Below are 18,023 nucleotides of genomic sequence, written 5' to 3' on the forward strand. Positions count from 1 at the left end.
TTTTCAGCAAGTCATTCTGATCGTATCAATCACGCATCGCTGCTTTCGTGTGGCGCTTTGGGCAGAATAGGAGCCGGAGTATCAGTGAGCTTGGTAACCAGTAGCTGATCGATCTTGTAGCTATCGATATCGACTACTTCAAACTTGTAGCCGGCATACTTGACGAAATCCGTGCGTTTCGGAATTTTACGCAGCATATACATCATAAAACCGCCGATGGTTTCATAATTGCCAGACTGCGGGAACTCATCGATATCCAGCACGCGCATCACGTCATCAATAGGTGTACCGCCTTCAATCAGCCATGAGTTTTCATCACGAGCAACAATTTGTTCTTCCTGCCCTTGGCCGACTAAATCTCCCATCAGCGTGGTCATTACGTCATTCAGAGTAATAATCCCAACCACCAATGCATACTCGTTAAGAATAACGGCGAAGTCTTCTCCGGCAGTTTTGAAGCTTTCCAGCGCCTCAGAAAGCGTTAAAGTATCTGGCACTATCAGCGCAGAGCGGATTTGTACGCCGCTGCTCAGTACCAAACTCTGGTTTCCCAGCACGCGGTTTAGCAAGTCTTTAGAGTCGACGTAGCCCACGACCTGATCGATATGACCGTCGCAAACCAGAAACTTGGAGTGTGGATGAGTCGCGATTTTCTCTTTGATGCTTTCTTCGCTTTCCCGCAGGTCAAAATAAATCACGCTTTCGCGAGATGTCATGGATGACGGAACGGTACGGGATTCCAGCTCAAAAACGTTCTCAATCAGTTCGTGCTCTTGTTTGCGCAGTACCCCAGCTAATGCTCCGGCTTCCACCACGGCGTAGATGTCATCGGATGTAATGTCATCCTTACGAACCATTGGCAGTTTGAATAAGCGGAAAATCAGGTTGGCCATACCGTTGAAGAACCACACTAACGGACGGCAGATCATCAGGCAGAAACGCATCGGGTTGACGATCCGGACGGCAACCGTCTCTGGTGCAATCATACCGATGCGCTTCGGGGTTAAATCGGCAAACAGGATGAACAGGCTGGTTACCAGAACGAATGAGCAGATGAAACTGACCTGGTCTGCCATTTCGGGCGACATAAAGCGCTCGAACACCACTTTGAATGACGGCGAGAAGGCGGCGTCACCAACAATACCACCCAAAATAGCGACGGCATTCAGGCCGATTTGCACCACTGTAAAGAAAATGCCCGGCGTCTCTTGCAGTTTCAGCACACGAAGTGCGTTGATGTCTCCCTCATCAGCAAGAAGTTTAAGTTTGATTTTGCGTGAAGCAGCCAGCGATATCTCCGATAAAGAGAAAAAGGCACTTACCGCGATCAGAAAAAGAATCAGTAAAATACTGTTTAACATAATCTATCCGTGTCGTACCGACGATTCAGTCGGCGATCGTAAGGAAGGGTCATACATAAAAGTTAAAATGGCGGGCAGGAAAGCCGCCATCGGGCTGTGTCAACAGCCCGGATAGTATAGCAGCAGCAATCAGATGGCCGCTAGCCCTACAAATTCGGCGGCAGGCAAACCCCAATGCCCCCTAAACCACAGTAACCGTGAGGATTTTTATACAGATACTGCTGGTGGTCGTCTTCTGCATAATAGAAAGGCAAAGCCGCAGTAATCTCGCTGGTAATGGTGCGTTTATCACCGGCCTCTGCCATTGCTTGCTGGAATCGGGCGCGGCTGGCGTTAGCCTGCTGTTCCTGTTCCTGGGTCAATACGTAGATAGCCGAACGATACTGAGTACCGATGTCGCCGCCCTGGCGCATTCCCTGAGCCGGATCGTGGTTTTCCCAGAAGATCTGTAGTAACTGGTCGTAGCTAATCACTTTGGGATCAAACACCACTCGCACCACTTCGGCGTGAGCAGTGCGACCGCTGCAAACTTCATGATAAGTCGGGTTTGGCGTATAGCCTCCGCTGTAGCCTGCGGCGGTGCTATAAACGCCCGGTTGTTGCCAGAACAGGCGCTCTACGCCCCAAAAACAGCCCATGGCAAAAATCGCTTCTTTCATTCCTTCTGGAATATGAGTCATTGAGTGGCCATTTACGGCGTGAGTAGTTGCAACCGGCATCGGGGTGGTACGTCCCGGCAAGGCATCTTGTGCGTTAATAACGGCTGATTTTTCTGAATTGTGCAGCAAAATGAACTCCGGTTATCACAGTGTTAAAGGATAGATAGTTGTATCTGATTGCGAGTTTGCACACAATAAGAGGCATATTGCGTTAATGTATCAGCTTAACGCAGAATTTCAGGGGCGACAGGCTTAAATCGGTCTTCATAAAGGGAAATAGGGTGTGAAAACACCGCCATATATCCGGTAACCGGTGAGATCGTTTTTTACAGGAAAGTAAAAATTAATCAGGAGTACGCGTGTCTCGATACCCTATTGTGTGTTTTTTGTGTGCATTACTCGCCACACCGTTCGCTTATGCCGCCAATGTTCGGCTACAGGTTGAAGGTCTTAGCGGGGATTTGGAAAGAAACGTTCGGGCGCGATTATCGACTATCAGCACCGATGAAGTCAGCGCCGATGGCCGGTTCCGCGCTAGGGTAGACGAAGCAATCCGTCAGGGGCTTAGAGCGCTTGGCTATTACGATCCCACCATTGAATTTGATTTACAGCCCAAGCCTGCACCGGCGCGTTCAATATTAATCGCGAAGGTCACTCCGGGTGAACCGGTATTAATTGCTGGCGTTGATATCGTGTTACAAGGCGGTGCGAAAACCGATCCTTCCTATCTCGCTTTGGTACGCCGGGATACGCCAAAAATCGGTTCAATTTTGAACCATGGCGAATTCGATAGCTTCAAAGGTTCGCTGACTAATCTGGCGCTACGCCGGGGTTATTTTGACGCTAACATGATAAAAAGTCAGTTAGGCGTAGCGGCTGAATTACGGAAAGCCTTTTGGGATATCGATTTTGACAGCGGCGAACGCTATCGTTTCGGTACGGTGAATTTTCAAGGTTCACAAATTCGCGACGATTACCTGCAAAATTTGGTTCCTTTCCACGCAGGGCAAGATTACAGCTCGGATGATTTAGCCGAACTCAACCGCCGTTTAGCGGCCACCAATTGGTTTAACTCCGTGGTGGTTTCTCCTGATTTTCGCGATGCGAAGAAAAGTAAAATATTGCCATTAGACGCCGTGCTGACGCCCCGCACGGAAAATACCGTTGAGCTAGGCGGTGGTTTTGCCAGCGATATCGGCCCTAGGGTAAAAGCCAGTTGGCGTAAACCGTGGGTTAATAATCGTGGTCACAGTTTTACGACGAGTGCCAACGTTTCGGCCCCTGAGCAAAGCCTAGATTTTAGCTACCGTATTCCTGTGCTGAAAAATCCACTTGAGCAATATTATCTGCTACAAGGCGGTTTCAAACGTACCGATCTGAATGACACTAAATCTGACACTACTACACTGAACGTGGCGCGTTTCTGGGATATGTCCAGCGGCTGGCAGCGCTCTATCAACCTGCGCTGGAGTCTGGACCACTTTACGCAGGGTAACGTTACGGATACCACTATGCTGCTGTATCCGGGCGCCAGTGTGAACCGCACCCGTCAGCGCGGCGGGGCGATGCCGTCGTGGGGAGACAGCCAACGTTACTCGGTGGACGTTTCTGATACTACCTGGGGCTCTGACGTCGATTTTGCCGTGTTCCAGGCGCAAAATGTGTGGATTCGTACATTAGGTGAGAAAAACCGCTTCGTTGCTCGAGGAAATCTCGGTTGGATCGAAACCAATAACTTTAATCGAGTCCCTCCATCTCTGCGTTTCTTCGCCGGTGGCGATCGCAGCGTGCGTGGTTATAAATATCAAAGCATTTCACCGTTGGATAGTTCCGGTAAATTGAGCGGTGCATCCAAGCTGGCTACTGGCTCCATCGAATATCAATATAACGTCACTGGAAAATGGTGGGGTGCCGTGTTTATCGATTCGGGTGAAGCAGTGAACGATATTCGTAAGAGCGATTTTAAAACCGGTGCGGGTGTTGGCGTGCGCTGGGAATCCCCGGTTGGACCGATTAAATTTGACCTCGCAGCGCCGATTGGCGATCAAGAAACCCACGGAGTCCAATTCTATATTGGTTTGGGGCCTGAACTATGAGTTGGCTAAAGAAACTCAGTATCGCATTTTTACTCATTTTGCTGTTGTTGATCGGCACTCTGGCCGGTTTGCTCGGCACCACTGCCGGTTTGCACTTTCTGATCAACAGCGCGGCGCGTTGGGTGCCGGGGCTGGATATTGCCAGTGTCAGCGGCGGATGGCGGGATCTCACGCTGAAAGGCGTTCAGTACCAAATGCCGGGCGTGACGGTGAAAGCCGGCCAGTTCCATCTTTCCCTGCAGTTATCTTGTCTTAAACGTAGCGAACTGTGCGTTAACGCTTTGACAGCGCAGGATATTGACGTGATTGTCGATACAAAATCGCTGCCGCCTTCTGAGCCTACGCAGCCGGATAGCGAACCAATGGGCGAGCTGAGCACGCCGTATCCGATGACTCTGCGGCTGCTGGCGATTAACAATGTCAAAGTGACCATCGATGATACGGCGATTTCGCTGGATGAGTTCCGCACTGGCGCTCACTGGCAACAACGCGCGTTAACCTTGATGCCAACCAAAATTAGCGGGTTGTTGATTGCCTTACCGAAAACCGCGCCAGTTGCTGTACCGGACGCGATAAAACCGGCGGTAGACACAGCAATTGCAGTCAAAGAAGCCACGGAAAAAGCAGCGGAGAAAGTGGCTGATTCCACGCCAACGCAAGGTTCAGCTCAGTCCTCCGAGCCAGAAAAACCGCTAGGGGAAACGTTAAAAGCCCTGTTCGCTAAGCCGTTGCTGCCAGAGTTGCCTGATTTTCGTTTGCCTGTCGATTTGCAGATTCAGGAAATCAATGCTCAACAGCTGCGTATGACCGGCGATACCGAAGCATTAATCACTAGCCTGATATTGAAAGCCAGCACGCAAGAGCAAAGGGTGACGCTGGAAACGCTGGATATTAAATCCCCGCAGGGTGGCTTGACCGCCAGTGGGCAGGCTACGTTGGCAGATAAATGGCCGCTGGAGCTGGTGGTAAATAGTGCCGTCAACGTTGAGCCGCTGAAAGGCGAGAAGATTAAACTGAATCTGGGCGGCGGTCTGCGGGATCAACTCACCGTGGCGCTAAATTTGTCCGGCCCGGTTAGCGCTCAGCTTGACGCTCAAGCTGAATTGGCTAAAGCCGGTTTACCTCTGGTTTTGACCTTGCAAAGCAAGCAGCTGCGTTGGCCATTCACCGGCGACGCTCAGTTCCAGGTCAATAACTTCAAAACACGTTTTAACGGACAGGCCACGGATTATGCGTTATCTCTCCGAGCAGACGTAAAAGGGACGGATATTCCTCCCGCCGTCATTACTTTGGACGGGAAAGGTAACGTTGAGCAGTTCAGGCTAACTCGTTTACGGTTGGCGGCACTGCAAGGAAATACCGATCTAACCGGCGTAGCCGACTGGAGTCAGGCCATTAGCTGGAACTCTGTTCTGACGCTAAATGGCATCAATACGGCGAAGCAGTGGCCGGAATGGCCTGCGAAACTGAACGGTAAGATTGTTACCCGCGGCAGTATGTACGGCGGTAGCTGGCAACTGAATGTCTCAGAGCTGACTTTAGACGGTAACGTAAAACAGAATCGCGTCACGGCCAGAGGTTCTCTCACCGGCAATGCCGCCGGACAATGGCATATTCCGGGGATCAATCTGGCGTTGGGTCGCAATAAGCTGGATGTGAAGGGCGATCTGAATGACAAATGGGTTCTCGACGCCAATATAGACGCACCGCAGTTAGATGGCGCTCTGCCAGGTTTAGCTGGCGTGGTTAAAGGCAATCTGAAGCTGCGCGGCGATCTTGCAGCACCACAGCTTGTGGCCGATCTAACCGCGACGGGTTTGCAATGGCAAGCACTACATATTCGTCGGATTAAGGTAGATGGCGATGTGCGTTCTGCTGAGCAGATTCAGGGGAAACTGGCGGTGCGGGTTGAGCAGCTGAAGCAGGACGACTTATTGGTCAGTCTGTTGACGTTAGATGCTAAAGGCAGCGAAAAGCAGCATCAGCTTCGGTTAAACGTTCAGGGAGAGCCGGTTTCTGGCCAGTTGGCGCTGGACGGCAGTTTCGATCGTCAACAGCAGCGCTGGCGTGGCAATCTGAACAATACCCGCTTTGACACGCCGGTTGGAGAATGGCGTTTAAATCGCGCTATTGCTCTGGATTATCTGAATACGGCACAGAAAATCACCATCGGGCCACATTGCTGGCAGAACCCGAATGCCGAGCTTTGTGTGCCACGGACCATTGAAGCAGGGCCAAGTGGGCAGGCTAGCATCGTGCTTAATCGCTTTGATTTAGCGATGATTAAACCCTTCCTTGGGCCGGATACTACGCTGAACGGCGTATTTAGCGGTCGGGCGGACGTGAGCTGGACAGAAGGTAGTGCCTTGCCTCAGGCCAAGGTTTCGCTGGTTGGTAAAGGGGTTAACGTCAAACAGATGGTTCAGGGGAATCCTCTGCCGCTGGCCTTTGATACCCTGAACCTGAACGCGGCACTGAATAATGGCCGGGCTCAGGCCGATTGGCTCATTAAGCTGACAAACAACGGCCAGTTTAACGGGCAGGTGCAGGTCGCCGATCCGCAAGGGCGTAGAAATCTCTCTGGTAATGTTGCTATCAGTAATATTTCGCTGGCGATGATTAATCCGATTCTCAGCGACGGCGAGAAAGCCAAAGGGATGTTGAACGCCAACCTGCGTCTCGGTGGCAATGCCAAAAATCCCCTGGTCTTCGGGCGTTTAGCGCTCGACGGCGTAGATATTGACGGTAGCTGGATGCCATTTGATGTTATTGATGGGCGTCTGGCGGTGAATTTTGACGGCATGACCTCCACTCTGGAAGGGCTGATTCGAACAACAAACGGGCAGCTTAATCTCGATGGGAGCGCGGATTGGCGTAATATCGATGCATGGCGTGCCCGTATCGCGGCGAAAGGCAACAAGCTGCGTGTCACTATCCCACCAATGGTTCGCGTTGATGTATCACCGGATATTGTGTTTGAAGCCACGCCGCAACTGTTCTCTCTTAACGGTTCTGTGGATATTCCGTGGGCGCGTATAACGGTACAGGAAGTGCCTGAAAGCGCGGTTGGTGTCTCCTCGGATGAGGTGATGTTGAATAATGATCTTCAGCCTATCGCCCCAAGAAGCACGGGTATTCCGATTAACAGTAATCTGCTTATTCACGTTGGCAATGATGTTCGCCTGAACGCTTTTGGCCTGAAAGCACGTCTGCAAGGCGATCTGAAAATGGTTCAGGATCAGCGTGGTTTGGGGTTAAACGGCCAAATTAATATACCGTCCGGTAGTTTCCGCGCCTATGGACAGGATCTGATCGTGCGTAAAGGCTTGCTGTTATTCTCCGGTCCGCCGGATCAACCGCTGCTGAATATTGAAGCGATTCGTAACCCAGATTCTACCGAAGATGGCGTCACCGCTGGGGTTCGGGTTACCGGGCTGGCAGATGCGCCGCAGCTTGAAGTGTTCTCCGATCCGGTCAAGTCTCAGCAAGAGGCTTTGTCTTACTTATTGCGCGGCCAAGGTCTGAGCAGTTCTGGCACCGATAGCAGCATGATGACCTCAATGCTCATCGGCATGGGCGTGGCGCAGAGCGGCAAGCTGGTTGGTAAAATCGGTGAGGCGTTTGGCGTAAGCGATCTGGCGTTGGATACTCAGGGCGTAGGAGACAGTTCGCAAGTGGTCGTTAGCGGATATGTCACCAAAGACCTACAGGTAAAATATGGTGTCGGTATATTTGACTCATTGGCGACGTTAACATTACGCTATCGATTGATGCCCAGGTTGTATCTGGAGGCGGTGTCTGGTATTAATCAGGCATTGGATGTGCTCTATCAGTTTGAGTTTTAACGATGCGAATTATTGTCTACGGCAGTTTACGGCGCAAACAAGGTAACAGTCACTGGATGACTGACGCTCAGCTTTTGGGTGAATATGACCTTGATGGGTATGAAATGTACAACTTGGGCCATTATCCTGCAGTGATTCCGGGGGAAGGTCAGGTGCATTGCGAAGTTTATCGGATAAACTCAGCCATCATGACCGAGCTGGATGAACTGAAGAGTAATACCAAAGATTATAAGCGTGAGCTAATTCAGACGCCTTTTGGTAGTGCCTGGATTTATCTCTATCGCCTGAATGTTGCAGGATTGCCGCGGATTCGAAGCGGTGACTGGCTGAAACGCCACGAAGAACACGAAGAAAAGTGATGTGAAAAAAAACACCGCTCATTGAGCGGTGTTTTTTTATGGAGCCGCGGCAAGAATTACTTCTTGGCAGCGCGCTCAAAAGAAGCAACGATTTCAGCTTTCGCTGCTGCTGCATTTTCCCAACCGTCAACTTTAACCCATTTACCGGTTTCCAGATCTTTGTAGTGCTCAAAGAAGTGTTTGATCTGTGCTTTCAGCAGTTCTGGCAGATCTTGCACGTCTTTAACGTGATCGTATTCTTTAGTCAGTTTGCTGTGTGGAACGGCAACCAGCTTGGCATCTTCGCCCGCTTCGTCAGTCATTTTCAACACGCCAACTGGACGGCAACGAACCACTGAACCCGGTTGTAATGGGTAAGGTGTTGGAACCAGAACGTCAACCGGGTCACCGTCTAAAGACAGGGTGTTGTTGATGTAGCCGTAGTTGCACGGGTAGAACATGGCGGTAGACATGAAACGGTCAACGAACAGAGAACCGGTTTCTTTGTCGATTTCGTATTTAATTGGATCGGCGTTAGCTGGGATTTCGATCACAACGTAAATATCTTCTGGCAGGTCTTTACCTGCTGGTACTAAGTTCAAGCTCATGTCGGTTTCCTTTTATCAAACCAGAAATGGAGTGCCGGCTATTATAGCCAACTCTTTTCTTAATTCCCGTCCTTTTCACATCTGGATAATGGAGGTATTAGCTAAATTTGGCTGAACAAGCCGCGTAGAAATCTCGTCATTGCCTAATCGTATCTATTTTCACCTGTTTTACTCGCGATTGCTCAAGAAGGTATCGGGTGCGCCGATAACTTATCTAAATAATATGCCTGCTCACTTTTAGTTAACGCTTTGTAATCTTCATTCTTCGCAGATAACCGGGAAAAACAGATGTTAAAAAAGATTACCGTAAAGACTGGGTTGATCGCCCAGTTGAGTTTGATGTCGTTGATTTTATTAGTTGTTAGCGTAATTGGTATCAACTCTATTCACGAAAGCTCTAATTCTTTGCGGATCATTAATCAGATTCAGGGAGAGGAGTTGGGGGCGTTATCCAATAGTTTTAATGCGACGTTAAGTGCCAGAGCTGCGGCTGCCTTGGCCGTCAGGCAAATGGAAATCGGCCTGATTGATGATTCCCAGAAAACGGCCAACAAAATTGAAGCCGATTTGGCCCAATCCCAGCAAGAAATGAAGCGCTTTATTGCCGCGGTCACTGCCAGAGGAGAAGGGGAAGATCTAGCGAATAATATTCAACAAAGTTATAAATTCTATCTCGAGCAAGGCGTGGTTCCGATGCTGGAAGCGATCAAAGCGGGCAATGCGGACGATTACTATGAAGCGCTGGAAAACCGGATTTCCAGTATCAGCGGTGCTTTCGATGGAGATGTGCAGCAATTCCGCGCTTATGCGTTGAATGCAGGCCAGCAGCAGATTGAGCAAGCCAATAGCGCTGCACATATTAAAGTTGCCATTATTGTCGCTTCGGGGCTAATAACCTTGTTTTCCGCGATAGTTGCCTGGTTTGCTTTGCAAATTATTATTTTGCGCCCGTTGGAGCAGTCTATTCATCAATTGGAGTTTATTGCGGCCGGAGATCTGACCCATAGTATTAATGGTGAAGGTAAAACCGAACTGGCGCGCTTGGCCAGAGCTTTACAGGCGATGCAGCAATCGCTGGTGGCTTCGGTGAGCCATGTCCGGGATGTTGGCGGTCAGATTGGTATCGGATCGCGGGAGTTAGCCGCAGGTAATACCCATCTTGCGCAAAGAACCGAAGAATCAGCCGCTTCGCTGGAACAAACTGCCGCCAGCATGGAGCAACTGACTTCTACGGTGAAAATGAACGCGGAGAATTCAGACCAGGCAAACCGTTTGGCCATGAGCGTCTCTGAGATCGCTAATCAGGGGAGTTCGGTGGTTAATCATGTGATGGATAAAATGCAGGCGATCACCGCCAGTTCTCGAAGGATTTCCGATATTATCAGCGTGATGGATAGCATAGCGTTTCAGACTAATATTCTGGCGCTGAATGCGGCGGTAGAAGCGGCCCGCGCTGGAGAACAGGGACGAGGTTTTGCCGTCGTCGCCGGTGAAGTCCGTAATTTGGCTCAGCGCAGCGCCCAGTCAGCCAAAGAAATTAAAGGGTTGATTGTGGAATCGCAAAGTCGGGTACGGGAAGGGGCTGATATGGCTGAGTCCGCCGGTAAAACCATGAATGATATTGCCCGTGAGGTAAGCCGGGTAACGGCATTAATGAAAGAAATAACCGCTGCGTCCCATGAGCAAAGCTCTGGTATTGAGCAGGTTAATCTGGCGATTACACAAATGGATCAGGTCGCGCAGCAAAACGCAGCGTTAGTTGAACAGGCTGCGGCGGCAACGCGCTCGCTAGAAGAGCAGGCGGATGCGCTTGCTGCCAGCATGGCGGTCTTTAAGCTGCAGCCGGATGAAGAAACCGTGGCAGCATAAAAAAAACAGCGGCCATAGCCGCTGCTTGATTCAATCTATATGGAATAATAATTAATCTGGGAACTGAGCGATAAAACGCTCTGCATCTTCCACCATAGATTTGGTACCGACGAAGAATGGCGCACGTTGATGCAGCTTCTCCGGCACGATATCCAGAATACGATTCACACCGTCGGTGGCTTTACCGCCGGCTTGTTCAGCCAGGAATGCCATTGGGTTGCATTCGTACAGTAAACGCAGCTTCCCTTGCGGGTGGCTGGCGGTACTTGGATAAATATAGATGCCACCTTTCAAAAGGTTACGGTGGAAGTCTGCGACCAGAGAACCAATATAGCGAGAAGTATAAGGACGCTGGGTTGCATCATCCTGCTCCTGACAATACTTGATGTATTTCTTCACGCCCTGAGGGAATTTGATGTAGTTCCCTTCGTTGATCGAATACATGCAACCGGTTGCTGGATAGCGAACTTTCTCATGGGATAAACAGAAAACACCCAGCGATGGGTCGTAGGTAAAACCGTGAACGCCGTAACCGGTAGTGTAGACCAGCATGGTGGATGAACCGTAGACCACGTAGCCTGCCGCAACCTGAGCGCTGCCCGGCTGAAGGAAATCTTTTTCTGTGACGGGTTCGCCGATTGGCGTAATGCGACGATAGATAGAGAAAATAGTACCGACTGAGACATTCACATCAATATTAGAAGAGCCGTCTAATGGATCCATCAGAACCACATATTTGGCGTTCTCTGCTCTCTCACCTTCGAAGATAACGATGTCATCTTCTTCTTCAGACGCGATACCCGCAACTTCGCCACGCGCTTTAAGAGCGGCTTTCAGTTTCTCATTGGCATACAAATCCAATTTCATCTGAACTTCACCCTGCACATTTTCAGCGCCGCTGGTGCCGAGAATATCGACCAGACCTGCTTTATTGATGTCGCGGTGAATGATCTTAGCGCCTAACTTGATCGCTGACAGTAACGCAGTTAATTCGCCTGTGGCGTGAGAGAAGTCTTGCTGTTTCTCGACGATAAATTCGCCTAACGTTTTCATGACACAATCCCTGAATCTACGGTTGAATATCGAATTACTAACAAACCACTTACAATGTGCTCGCAGTGTAGCCCAAAGCTAAGATTGATTCATAGGCAATTCCATTTCTTCTCTCGGATTCTGAGCGGTAGAATAGCCGCAAACTCGATGTAATCAGACGGAAACATTTATGCGCATTCATATTCTTGGTATTTGCGGCACGTTTATGGGGGGGCTGGCAATGCTGGCACGCTCATTGGGGCATGAGGTCACTGGGGCCGACGCTAACGTTTATCCACCGATGAGTACCTTGTTAGAGAATCAAGGGATCAGTTTGATCCAAGGATACGATCCGGCTCAGCTCGATCCTGCACCGGATCTGGTGATCATCGGTAATGCGATGACTCGAGGCAATCCTTGTGTAGAAGCGGTTTTAGAACGCGGTATTCCTTACGTTTCTGGCCCACAGTGGCTACACGATCAGGTTCTGCCTGAGCGCTGGGTTATTGCGGTCGCAGGCACTCACGGTAAAACCACCACCGCCGGTATGGTGACCTGGATTCTGGAAGCCTGTGGCTATGAGCCAGGCTTTGTGATTGGTGGTGTACCGGGTAATTTTGACGTTTCTGCCCGTTTAGGAAACAGCCCATTCTTTGTGATCGAGGCCGACGAATATGACTGCGCCTTCTTCGATAAGCGTTCCAAATTCGTTCATTACAGCCCACGCACGCTGATCATGAACAATTTGGAATTCGATCACGCTGATATCTTTGACGATCTTAAAGCGATTCAGAGGCAGTTCCACCATCTGGTGCGTTTGGTGCCGGGCAAAGGCAAGATCATCCTGCCAGATAACGATAATCATCTGAAACAGGTGATGGCGATGGGGTGCTGGAGTGAGCAGGAATTTGTGGGCGAAACCGGCAGTTGGTCAGCGAAGAAAGTCACGGTTGATGCCAGCTCTTATCAGGTATTCCTAGATAATGAACTGGTTGGCGAAGTGAATTGGTCGCTGGTAGGTGAACACAATATGCATAACGGGCTGATGGCCATTGCTGCCGCTCGGCACGTGGGTGTACAGCCAGCCGACGCTTGTCGCGCTCTCGGTGATTTTATCAATGCCCGTCGCCGTCTTGAGCTACGTGGCGAAGCCAACGGCGTAACGGTTTATGATGATTTTGCTCATCATCCAACGGCTATTCTGGCTACTTTAGCTGCGCTGCGTGGCAAGGTTGGCGGGACAGCGCGGATTTTGGCGGTGCTGGAACCTCGCTCTAACACCATGAAAATGGGGTTGTGCAAAAATGAGCTGGCACCGTCACTCGGCCGAGCTGATGAAGTCTTCCTGTTCCAGCCGCAGCATATTCCGTGGCAGGTGGTGGAAGTGGCCGAAGCCTGTATTCAACCGGCGTCATGGAGTGCTGATATTGATACGCTGGTAGAAATGATCGTAAAAACCGCTCAGCCGGGCGATCACATCCTGGTCATGAGTAACGGCGGTTTCGGTGGAATCCATAGCAAACTGTTGGAGGCGCTGGATAAAAAGGCTCATCAACAGTTATTAAACTGATTGAGATAAAAAAAGCCCCCGAAAGGGGGCAAAAGGGTTCGCTGGATAGGACAGCGAGGGATTATCTGGAGTGAATATTTCTTACTTTTTCTTGCTCAATAGACTCATGTTTATCTGTTTATGGTTAAAAGATTATTGAGCAAGTCAGTCTGTTTAGGATTTGCTGGTTAAAACACCGTGCGTTCGTCCTTATTTGTAAATCTTGGCTGTTGCATGCCAGCCATTTTCTTGACGCATTTCAATGATTTTATACGCTTTAGCGCCTTTGCTATCGGCTTTGTCGGCAAGTGCCTGAGTAATATCAGAAGGCGCGCCGGTAATGCCACTCACGCTGATGGTTCCCATATCGGTCAGTCTGTTGGTTTGAGCATTATTAACAGACTCGGCGGCTGAGGCACCAAAAGCGATAACGGAGAATAAGCCTAGTGCAGCGATGGTATGTTTGATTTTCATGATCTTTTCCTAAAAATAGCCAACAACCAGAAAGCATTATTATCGATTCTGCTACTTAGAGGCTGTTGTTTTGATTGTGTTTCTATATCTGACTGAATCTGGCAGCGCAATGCGCCAGGTCAGGATTTACTGGTAGATTTTTGCTGTAGCGTGGAAGTTGCCGTCTTCGCGAGCCTCGATAACCTGATAAGCCTTGGCACCTTGAGCATCTGCTTTGTCAGACAGTGCTTGACGAATATCTGAAGGCGTCCCATTCACACCGCTAACGGTGATGGTGCCAACAGACTGTAAGTTAGCAGCCTGGCTTGCGTTGATTGAATCCGCTGCAAATACACCAAATGACAGTGCAGAAAGAACGCTTAAAGCTGCTACGGTAGTTTTAATATTCATGTTATGACCTCTTAATGTTCTTTTATTAGTTTGCGTAAATGTGATTTACGTCACGAAATGAGTATACATCTAGTCACTAAAAACATTAATAGCTGACTAATAATATTTTAAGTTACTTTAATGTGGGTTATTAGTTTTTAATAACCAAACGGAATAAAAATCGATCAAAAAATGAGTAATTGAGACAAAAGAGTAGATATTTCAAACGGGTGGGTGTTTTTGACCAAAAGTGCGAAAAATTTTAGCGTGTATTTGCTGCTTAATTAAAAATAGTAATTGTCCGTGCTGGTTATATAAGGAAATCCAGTGATATTGACTGCATGCAGTATGCCTCTCGGCAAATTGCTCAGAGGTTAGCCATATCTATAGGAGGATAACGAACAAAGAAGCAAAGCTGCGTGCGTTGGAAAGGATGGTCTGATGCAAGGTAAAGGAAGATGACTAAGGAAATAGGCTGTCACAGAGCGAAGATGGCAAAGGGATTGAAAGGAAAAGTATGTGCGGTAAAAGGCCAATAGAACCTTGATTCTACTGGCCGCGATCTTTTTGGCTGGGATTACAGCTCTTGGTCGAATAAATCTAAAATAGCGTCATGCAGCTGTTGAACACTAAAGCCTTTGGCTGGCGTAGTGAAAATTGTGTCATCTCCGGCAATGCTACCCAGGATGCCTTCTGCTTTTCCCAATGAATCTAGCTGGCGAGCGATAAGCTGAGCCGCACCAGGGCTGGTGTGAATCACCACGACAAAATCATTATAATCTACGTCGAGAACCAGATTTTTCAGCGGGCTGCTGGTCGTTGGAACGCCCAATTCTGCTGGCAGACAGTAAACCATCTCCATTTTCGCATTGCGGGTTCTAACAGCACCAAACTTGGTTAGCATGCGTGATACTTTGGATTGGTTAATGTTTTCAAACCCTTCCTCCTGCAATGCCAAAACAATCTCGCCCTGAGAACTGAATTTTTCCTCTTTCAATAACGCTTTAAACGCTTTGATAAGGTCTTCTTGTTTTGCGGGATTTCGCATTTTTCACCTAGGGGAATGGAGAATTAGGACGCCAATTATGCATTTAAATGAATTTTTATTCAACGTTAGCGTGCGTAGGAAGTAATAAAAGCTCTTATATCAGTGCAGATGACAATTTAGCGTAAATATATCTCTAATTATTATGCCTAAGCTAAATGTGTAGCAATCAAACAGTCGTGACAAAAATGTTATTAAAATGATGTTGTTCTGATGTTATGGAAGGGTGTAATGTAACCGCCGATTAACCTGTTGTGGATGCTTAAATTATTTTTAGAAGAATGTGCGCTATATCATTAATCGATAAGCGAATTACTCTAAAATAAGCCGACTTCACACCCGTTTTTAATGCGTGATATCTCAATCTGACTGTTAATAGATTGTGTTTAAAATCGCAATAAACTAAGGTGCGTAAATAGATGAATTCACGGCAAATTTAAATTAAATATAACAAGGAGTATAGGATGAAAGTTGCAGTTCTCGGTGCCGCTGGTGGTATCGGCCAGGCCCTCGCTCTTCTACTCAAGACTCAGCTTCCTTCAGGTTCAGACCTTTCTCTGTACGACATCGCTCCGGTTACTCCGGGTGTAGCTGTAGATCTGAGCCACATCCCTACGGCAGTCAATATTAAAGGTTTCAGCGGCGAAGACGCTACACCCGCTCTGCAAGGCGCTGATGTAGTTCTGATTTCTGCCGGTGTAGCCCGTAAACCTGGCATGGATCGTTCGGATCTATTTAATGTTAACGCTGGGATCGTTCGTAATCTGGTTGAGCAAATTGCCCGTACTTGCCCAAAGGCATTGATCGGTATTATCACTAACCCAGTAAACACCACCGTAGCTATCGCAGCTGAAGTACTGAAAAAAGCTGGCGTATACGACAAGAATAAACTGTTTGGTATCACCACTCTGGATACCATTCGTTCAAATACCTTCGTTGCTGAGTTGAAAGGCAAGCAGCCTCAGGATATCGAAGTGCCGGTTATTGGTGGTCACTCTGGCGTGACTATTCTGCCATTGCTGTCACAGATTCCTGGCGTGAGCTTCACCGAGCAGGAAGTTGCCGACCTGACCAAGCGTATCCAGAATGCAGGTACTGAAGTCGTTGAAGCAAAAGCCGGTGGCGGGTCTGCAACGCTGTCTATGGGTCAGGCTGCTGCACGTTTCGGTTTGTCTCTGGTTCGCGCTCTGCAAGGCGAAAGCGGTATTGTTGAATGTGCTTATGTGGAAGGCGATGGCAAATATGCTCGCTTCTTCGCACAACCAATTCTGCTGGGAAAAGAAGGCGTTGCTGAACGTAAAGACATTGGCAAACTTAGCGCCTTTGAGCAAAATGCATTAGAAAGCATGCTGGACGTGCTGCACAAAGATATCGAACTAGGCGTAGATTTCGTCAACAAATAAGAATCGTTGATTGAAAATAGCGGGGGGGTATTTCCCCCTGACTGTTTCGTCTAAGAAGCCGCAGGTGGCAAGCACCGGCGGCTTTTTTTATGTTAGTAACTTATGGCTGTACTGAACGAATACGCGTTTTCCTATCCAGTAAGGCCCCTGTTCTGGCGTCAAAATAGCGGGAAGGCCAGATTTCCGAGGGATGGATCTCCAGACATTCCGCAATTAGCCACTCACCTTTCGGCCAGGGACGTGTCAGGGCATTAGCTAGCGTTGATGAGCTAAGACCGGCATTTCGAGACAACGCCGCTAGGGTTGTCCCTTTCTTCCGCAGTGCCGCAATAACGTCGGCAGGGTGCCAATCAGATTTCCTTAAAATCATCTTTAATCCTTTTTTTACTAAGCTGCTGGCATGTTAGTGGTATAACTAACCGTGTATCGTTAATCATATTACGAACGAAAAGTAATCATTTAGAAACAGGATAACATCAAATTTCCAAATGATTTTCAAATCTTTTCTAAAAATTCCTTTTTTGCGTGTTACCGCATAGTAGAGAAGAAAGGCTATGAAAAAAGAGTGGTTTGCTGCCAAGGAACTGACAGGTATCGCGGGGTTGCCCTCGTCTCCACAAGGAATCAACCTCATGGCAAAACGTGAAGGTTGGAAACAACGGCGTCGCCGGGGAGTTCAGGGTAAAGCGGTTGAATATCATATAGATAGTTTGCCGGTAAGCGTGCTTAGTCTGCTACGACTCAAAGAGGACCCGGTAGATTATGTCGTCACGCGACAGGAACCGATAGCGGTATGGGTAGAGGCCTACTATCAGTTAACCGAAGCGGAGCGCGACAAAATCATTAGTTTTATTTTGCGTGAAGGGATTGGTTCGTTAATGACGCGTTTAGCCATTACCTGATTAATGCTGAGCGGGGCATCTATTTTATCGCGCTGTGCGGATGCCCGAATTGTTGAGTAAAACCGAGAGTAGATCATCAATGAAGAAACAGTGGTTTTCAGCCAGGGAATTAGCAGGCATCGCAGGATTACCCTCCTCGCCACAGGGAATTAACCAGATGGCCAGACGCGAAGGCTGGGAACTACGCCGCCGACGTGGAGTTCAGGGTAAAGCTATTGAATATCATGTAGATAGCTTTCCTGGGCAAGTGCTGGATATGATAAGGATGAGAGAGGAGCCTGCGGAATATATCGTTGCCAGACAGGATCCTTTACAGGTTTGGATTGAAGCTTATTACCAGTTGACGGAGGAAGAACGCGATCAAATTATTGCGTTTATTTTCCGTGAGGGCGTGGGGACATTAATGGCGCGTTTGGTTAATCGCTAGCGATAAATCAGGAAAACAACCCAGTCGTTGTTTAACTTCCGGGTTG

16 protein-coding genes are annotated in these 18,023 nt (G+C 48.7%); 8 read left to right on the plus strand and 8 right to left on the minus strand.

The features are described from left to right. Positions 1–29: 29 nt before the first annotated feature. Positions 30–1,361, minus strand: a complete 1,332-nt coding sequence (locus AD970_RS12270; protein WP_049599346.1) for a hemolysin family protein — start codon at positions 1,359–1,361, stop codon at positions 30–32. A gap of 146 nt (positions 1,362–1,507) precedes the next feature. Next, positions 1,508–2,146 carry a peptide-methionine (S)-S-oxide reductase MsrA gene (gene msrA / locus AD970_RS12275; protein WP_084728156.1) on the minus strand — a complete coding sequence of 213 codons (639 nt, stop codon included), beginning with the start codon at positions 2,144–2,146 and terminating at the stop codon, positions 1,508–1,510. A gap of 233 nt (positions 2,147–2,379) precedes the next feature. On the opposite strand from msrA, the gene tamA reads away from it, so the two are divergent. The 3 genes from tamA to AD970_RS12290 are packed head-to-tail and all read left to right on the plus strand — an operon-like array spanning position 2,380 to position 8,320. Further along, positions 2,380–4,116, plus strand: a complete 1,737-nt coding sequence (gene tamA / locus AD970_RS12280) for an autotransporter assembly complex protein TamA (protein ID WP_049599351.1) — start codon at positions 2,380–2,382, stop codon at positions 4,114–4,116. Further along, positions 4,113–7,961: an autotransporter assembly complex protein TamB gene (tamB, locus tag AD970_RS12285; protein WP_049599353.1), complete on the plus strand. Its 3,849-nt coding sequence runs from the start codon at positions 4,113–4,115 to the stop codon at positions 7,959–7,961. Before tamA ends, tamB begins: the two co-directional genes overlap by 4 nt. Positions 7,962–7,963: 2 nt before the next feature. Beyond that, positions 7,964–8,320, plus strand: a complete 357-nt coding sequence (locus tag AD970_RS12290) for a gamma-glutamylcyclotransferase family protein (RefSeq protein ID WP_049599356.1) — start codon at positions 7,964–7,966, stop codon at positions 8,318–8,320. Between the two features lie 56 nt (positions 8,321–8,376). Here the strand turns inward: AD970_RS12290 and ppa are convergent, their stop codons facing one another. Beyond that, a complete protein-coding gene (gene ppa, locus AD970_RS12295) occupies positions 8,377–8,907 on the minus strand; it encodes an inorganic diphosphatase (protein WP_049599358.1) in 531 nt (176 codons plus the stop codon). 288 nt (positions 8,908–9,195) lie between these two features. Between ppa and AD970_RS12300 the strand changes: the two genes are divergently transcribed. Beyond that, on the plus strand, positions 9,196–10,776 hold the full coding sequence (locus AD970_RS12300; RefSeq protein WP_049599361.1) for a methyl-accepting chemotaxis protein: 1,581 nt from the start codon (positions 9,196–9,198) through the stop codon (positions 10,774–10,776). Between the two features lie 51 nt (positions 10,777–10,827). Here the strand turns inward: AD970_RS12300 and fbp are convergent, their stop codons facing one another. Further along, entirely contained in the window at positions 10,828–11,829 is a 1,002-nt protein-coding gene (gene fbp, locus AD970_RS12305; protein WP_049599364.1) for a class 1 fructose-bisphosphatase, read from the minus strand. A 169-nt stretch (positions 11,830–11,998) separates the two neighbouring features. Between fbp and mpl the strand changes: the two genes are divergently transcribed. Further along, positions 11,999–13,378, plus strand: a complete 1,380-nt coding sequence (gene mpl, locus AD970_RS12310; protein WP_049599367.1) for a UDP-N-acetylmuramate:L-alanyl-gamma-D-glutamyl-meso-diaminopimelate ligase — start codon at positions 11,999–12,001, stop codon at positions 13,376–13,378. A 189-nt stretch (positions 13,379–13,567) separates the two neighbouring features. Here the strand turns inward: mpl and yhcN (AD970_RS12315) are convergent, their stop codons facing one another. The 3 genes from yhcN (AD970_RS12315) to argR all read right to left on the minus strand — a co-directional run bounded on the left by yhcN (AD970_RS12315) (position 13,568) and on the right by argR (position 15,248). Next, on the minus strand, positions 13,568–13,831 hold the full coding sequence (yhcN, locus tag AD970_RS12315; protein WP_049599369.1) for a peroxide/acid stress response protein YhcN: 264 nt from the start codon (positions 13,829–13,831) through the stop codon (positions 13,568–13,570). Positions 13,832–13,957: 126 nt separating this feature from the next. Next, positions 13,958–14,221: a peroxide/acid stress response protein YhcN gene (gene yhcN, locus AD970_RS12320; protein WP_049599371.1), complete on the minus strand. Its 264-nt coding sequence runs from the start codon at positions 14,219–14,221 to the stop codon at positions 13,958–13,960. 556 nt (positions 14,222–14,777) lie between these two features. Further along, positions 14,778–15,248, minus strand: coding sequence for a transcriptional regulator ArgR (gene argR, locus AD970_RS12325; RefSeq protein ID WP_049599374.1), 471 nt, complete (start codon positions 15,246–15,248; stop codon positions 14,778–14,780). Between the two features lie 461 nt (positions 15,249–15,709). On the opposite strand from argR, the gene mdh reads away from it, so the two are divergent. Further along, positions 15,710–16,648: a malate dehydrogenase gene (gene mdh / locus AD970_RS12330; protein WP_049599376.1), complete on the plus strand. Its 939-nt coding sequence runs from the start codon at positions 15,710–15,712 to the stop codon at positions 16,646–16,648. A 100-nt stretch (positions 16,649–16,748) separates the two neighbouring features. On the opposite strand, the gene AD970_RS12335 is transcribed toward mdh, so the two are convergent. Then, positions 16,749–17,018 (minus strand): helix-turn-helix domain-containing protein, encoded by a 270-nt coding sequence (locus AD970_RS12335; RefSeq protein WP_049599379.1) that lies wholly within the window; start codon positions 17,016–17,018, stop codon positions 16,749–16,751. A gap of 184 nt (positions 17,019–17,202) precedes the next feature. Between AD970_RS12335 and AD970_RS12340 the strand changes: the two genes are divergently transcribed. Beyond that, positions 17,203–17,550: a DNA-binding protein gene (locus AD970_RS12340; protein ID WP_049599381.1), complete on the plus strand. Its 348-nt coding sequence runs from the start codon at positions 17,203–17,205 to the stop codon at positions 17,548–17,550. A gap of 79 nt (positions 17,551–17,629) precedes the next feature. Next, a complete protein-coding gene (locus AD970_RS12345; protein WP_049599384.1) occupies positions 17,630–17,977 on the plus strand; it encodes a DNA-binding protein in 348 nt (115 codons plus the stop codon). The last annotated feature ends 46 nt before the right edge of the window (positions 17,978–18,023 follow it).

The organism is Yersinia nurmii (genome assembly GCF_001112925.1).
GTDB lineage: Bacteria > Pseudomonadota > Gammaproteobacteria > Enterobacterales > Enterobacteriaceae > Yersinia > Yersinia nurmii.

Coding starts and splice junctions, on each gene's coding strand:
- tamB (WP_049599353.1), top strand. CDS start 4,113: ATGAGTTGGCTAAAGAAACTCAGTATCGCATTTTTACTCATTTTGCTG.
- argR (WP_049599374.1), bottom strand. CDS start 15,248: ATGCGAAATCCCGCAAAACAAGAAGACCTTATCAAAGCGTTTAAAGCG.
- yhcN (WP_049599371.1), bottom strand. CDS start 14,221: ATGAATATTAAAACTACCGTAGCAGCTTTAAGCGTTCTTTCTGCACTG.
- AD970_RS12290 (WP_049599356.1), top strand. CDS start 7,964: ATGCGAATTATTGTCTACGGCAGTTTACGGCGCAAACAAGGTAACAGT.
- mdh (WP_049599376.1), top strand. CDS start 15,710: ATGAAAGTTGCAGTTCTCGGTGCCGCTGGTGGTATCGGCCAGGCCCTC.
- AD970_RS12335 (WP_049599379.1), bottom strand. CDS start 17,018: ATGATTTTAAGGAAATCTGATTGGCACCCTGCCGACGTTATTGCGGCA.
- AD970_RS12300 (WP_049599361.1), top strand. CDS start 9,196: ATGTTAAAAAAGATTACCGTAAAGACTGGGTTGATCGCCCAGTTGAGT.
- AD970_RS12340 (WP_049599381.1), top strand. CDS start 17,203: ATGAAAAAAGAGTGGTTTGCTGCCAAGGAACTGACAGGTATCGCGGGG.
- ppa (WP_049599358.1), bottom strand. CDS start 8,907: ATGAGCTTGAACTTAGTACCAGCAGGTAAAGACCTGCCAGAAGATATT.
- yhcN (WP_049599369.1), bottom strand. CDS start 13,831: ATGAAAATCAAACATACCATCGCTGCACTAGGCTTATTCTCCGTTATC.
- AD970_RS12270 (WP_049599346.1), bottom strand. CDS start 1,361: ATGTTAAACAGTATTTTACTGATTCTTTTTCTGATCGCGGTAAGTGCC.
- mpl (WP_049599367.1), top strand. CDS start 11,999: ATGCGCATTCATATTCTTGGTATTTGCGGCACGTTTATGGGGGGGCTG.
- AD970_RS12345 (WP_049599384.1), top strand. CDS start 17,630: ATGAAGAAACAGTGGTTTTCAGCCAGGGAATTAGCAGGCATCGCAGGA.
- fbp (WP_049599364.1), bottom strand. CDS start 11,829: ATGAAAACGTTAGGCGAATTTATCGTCGAGAAACAGCAAGACTTCTCT.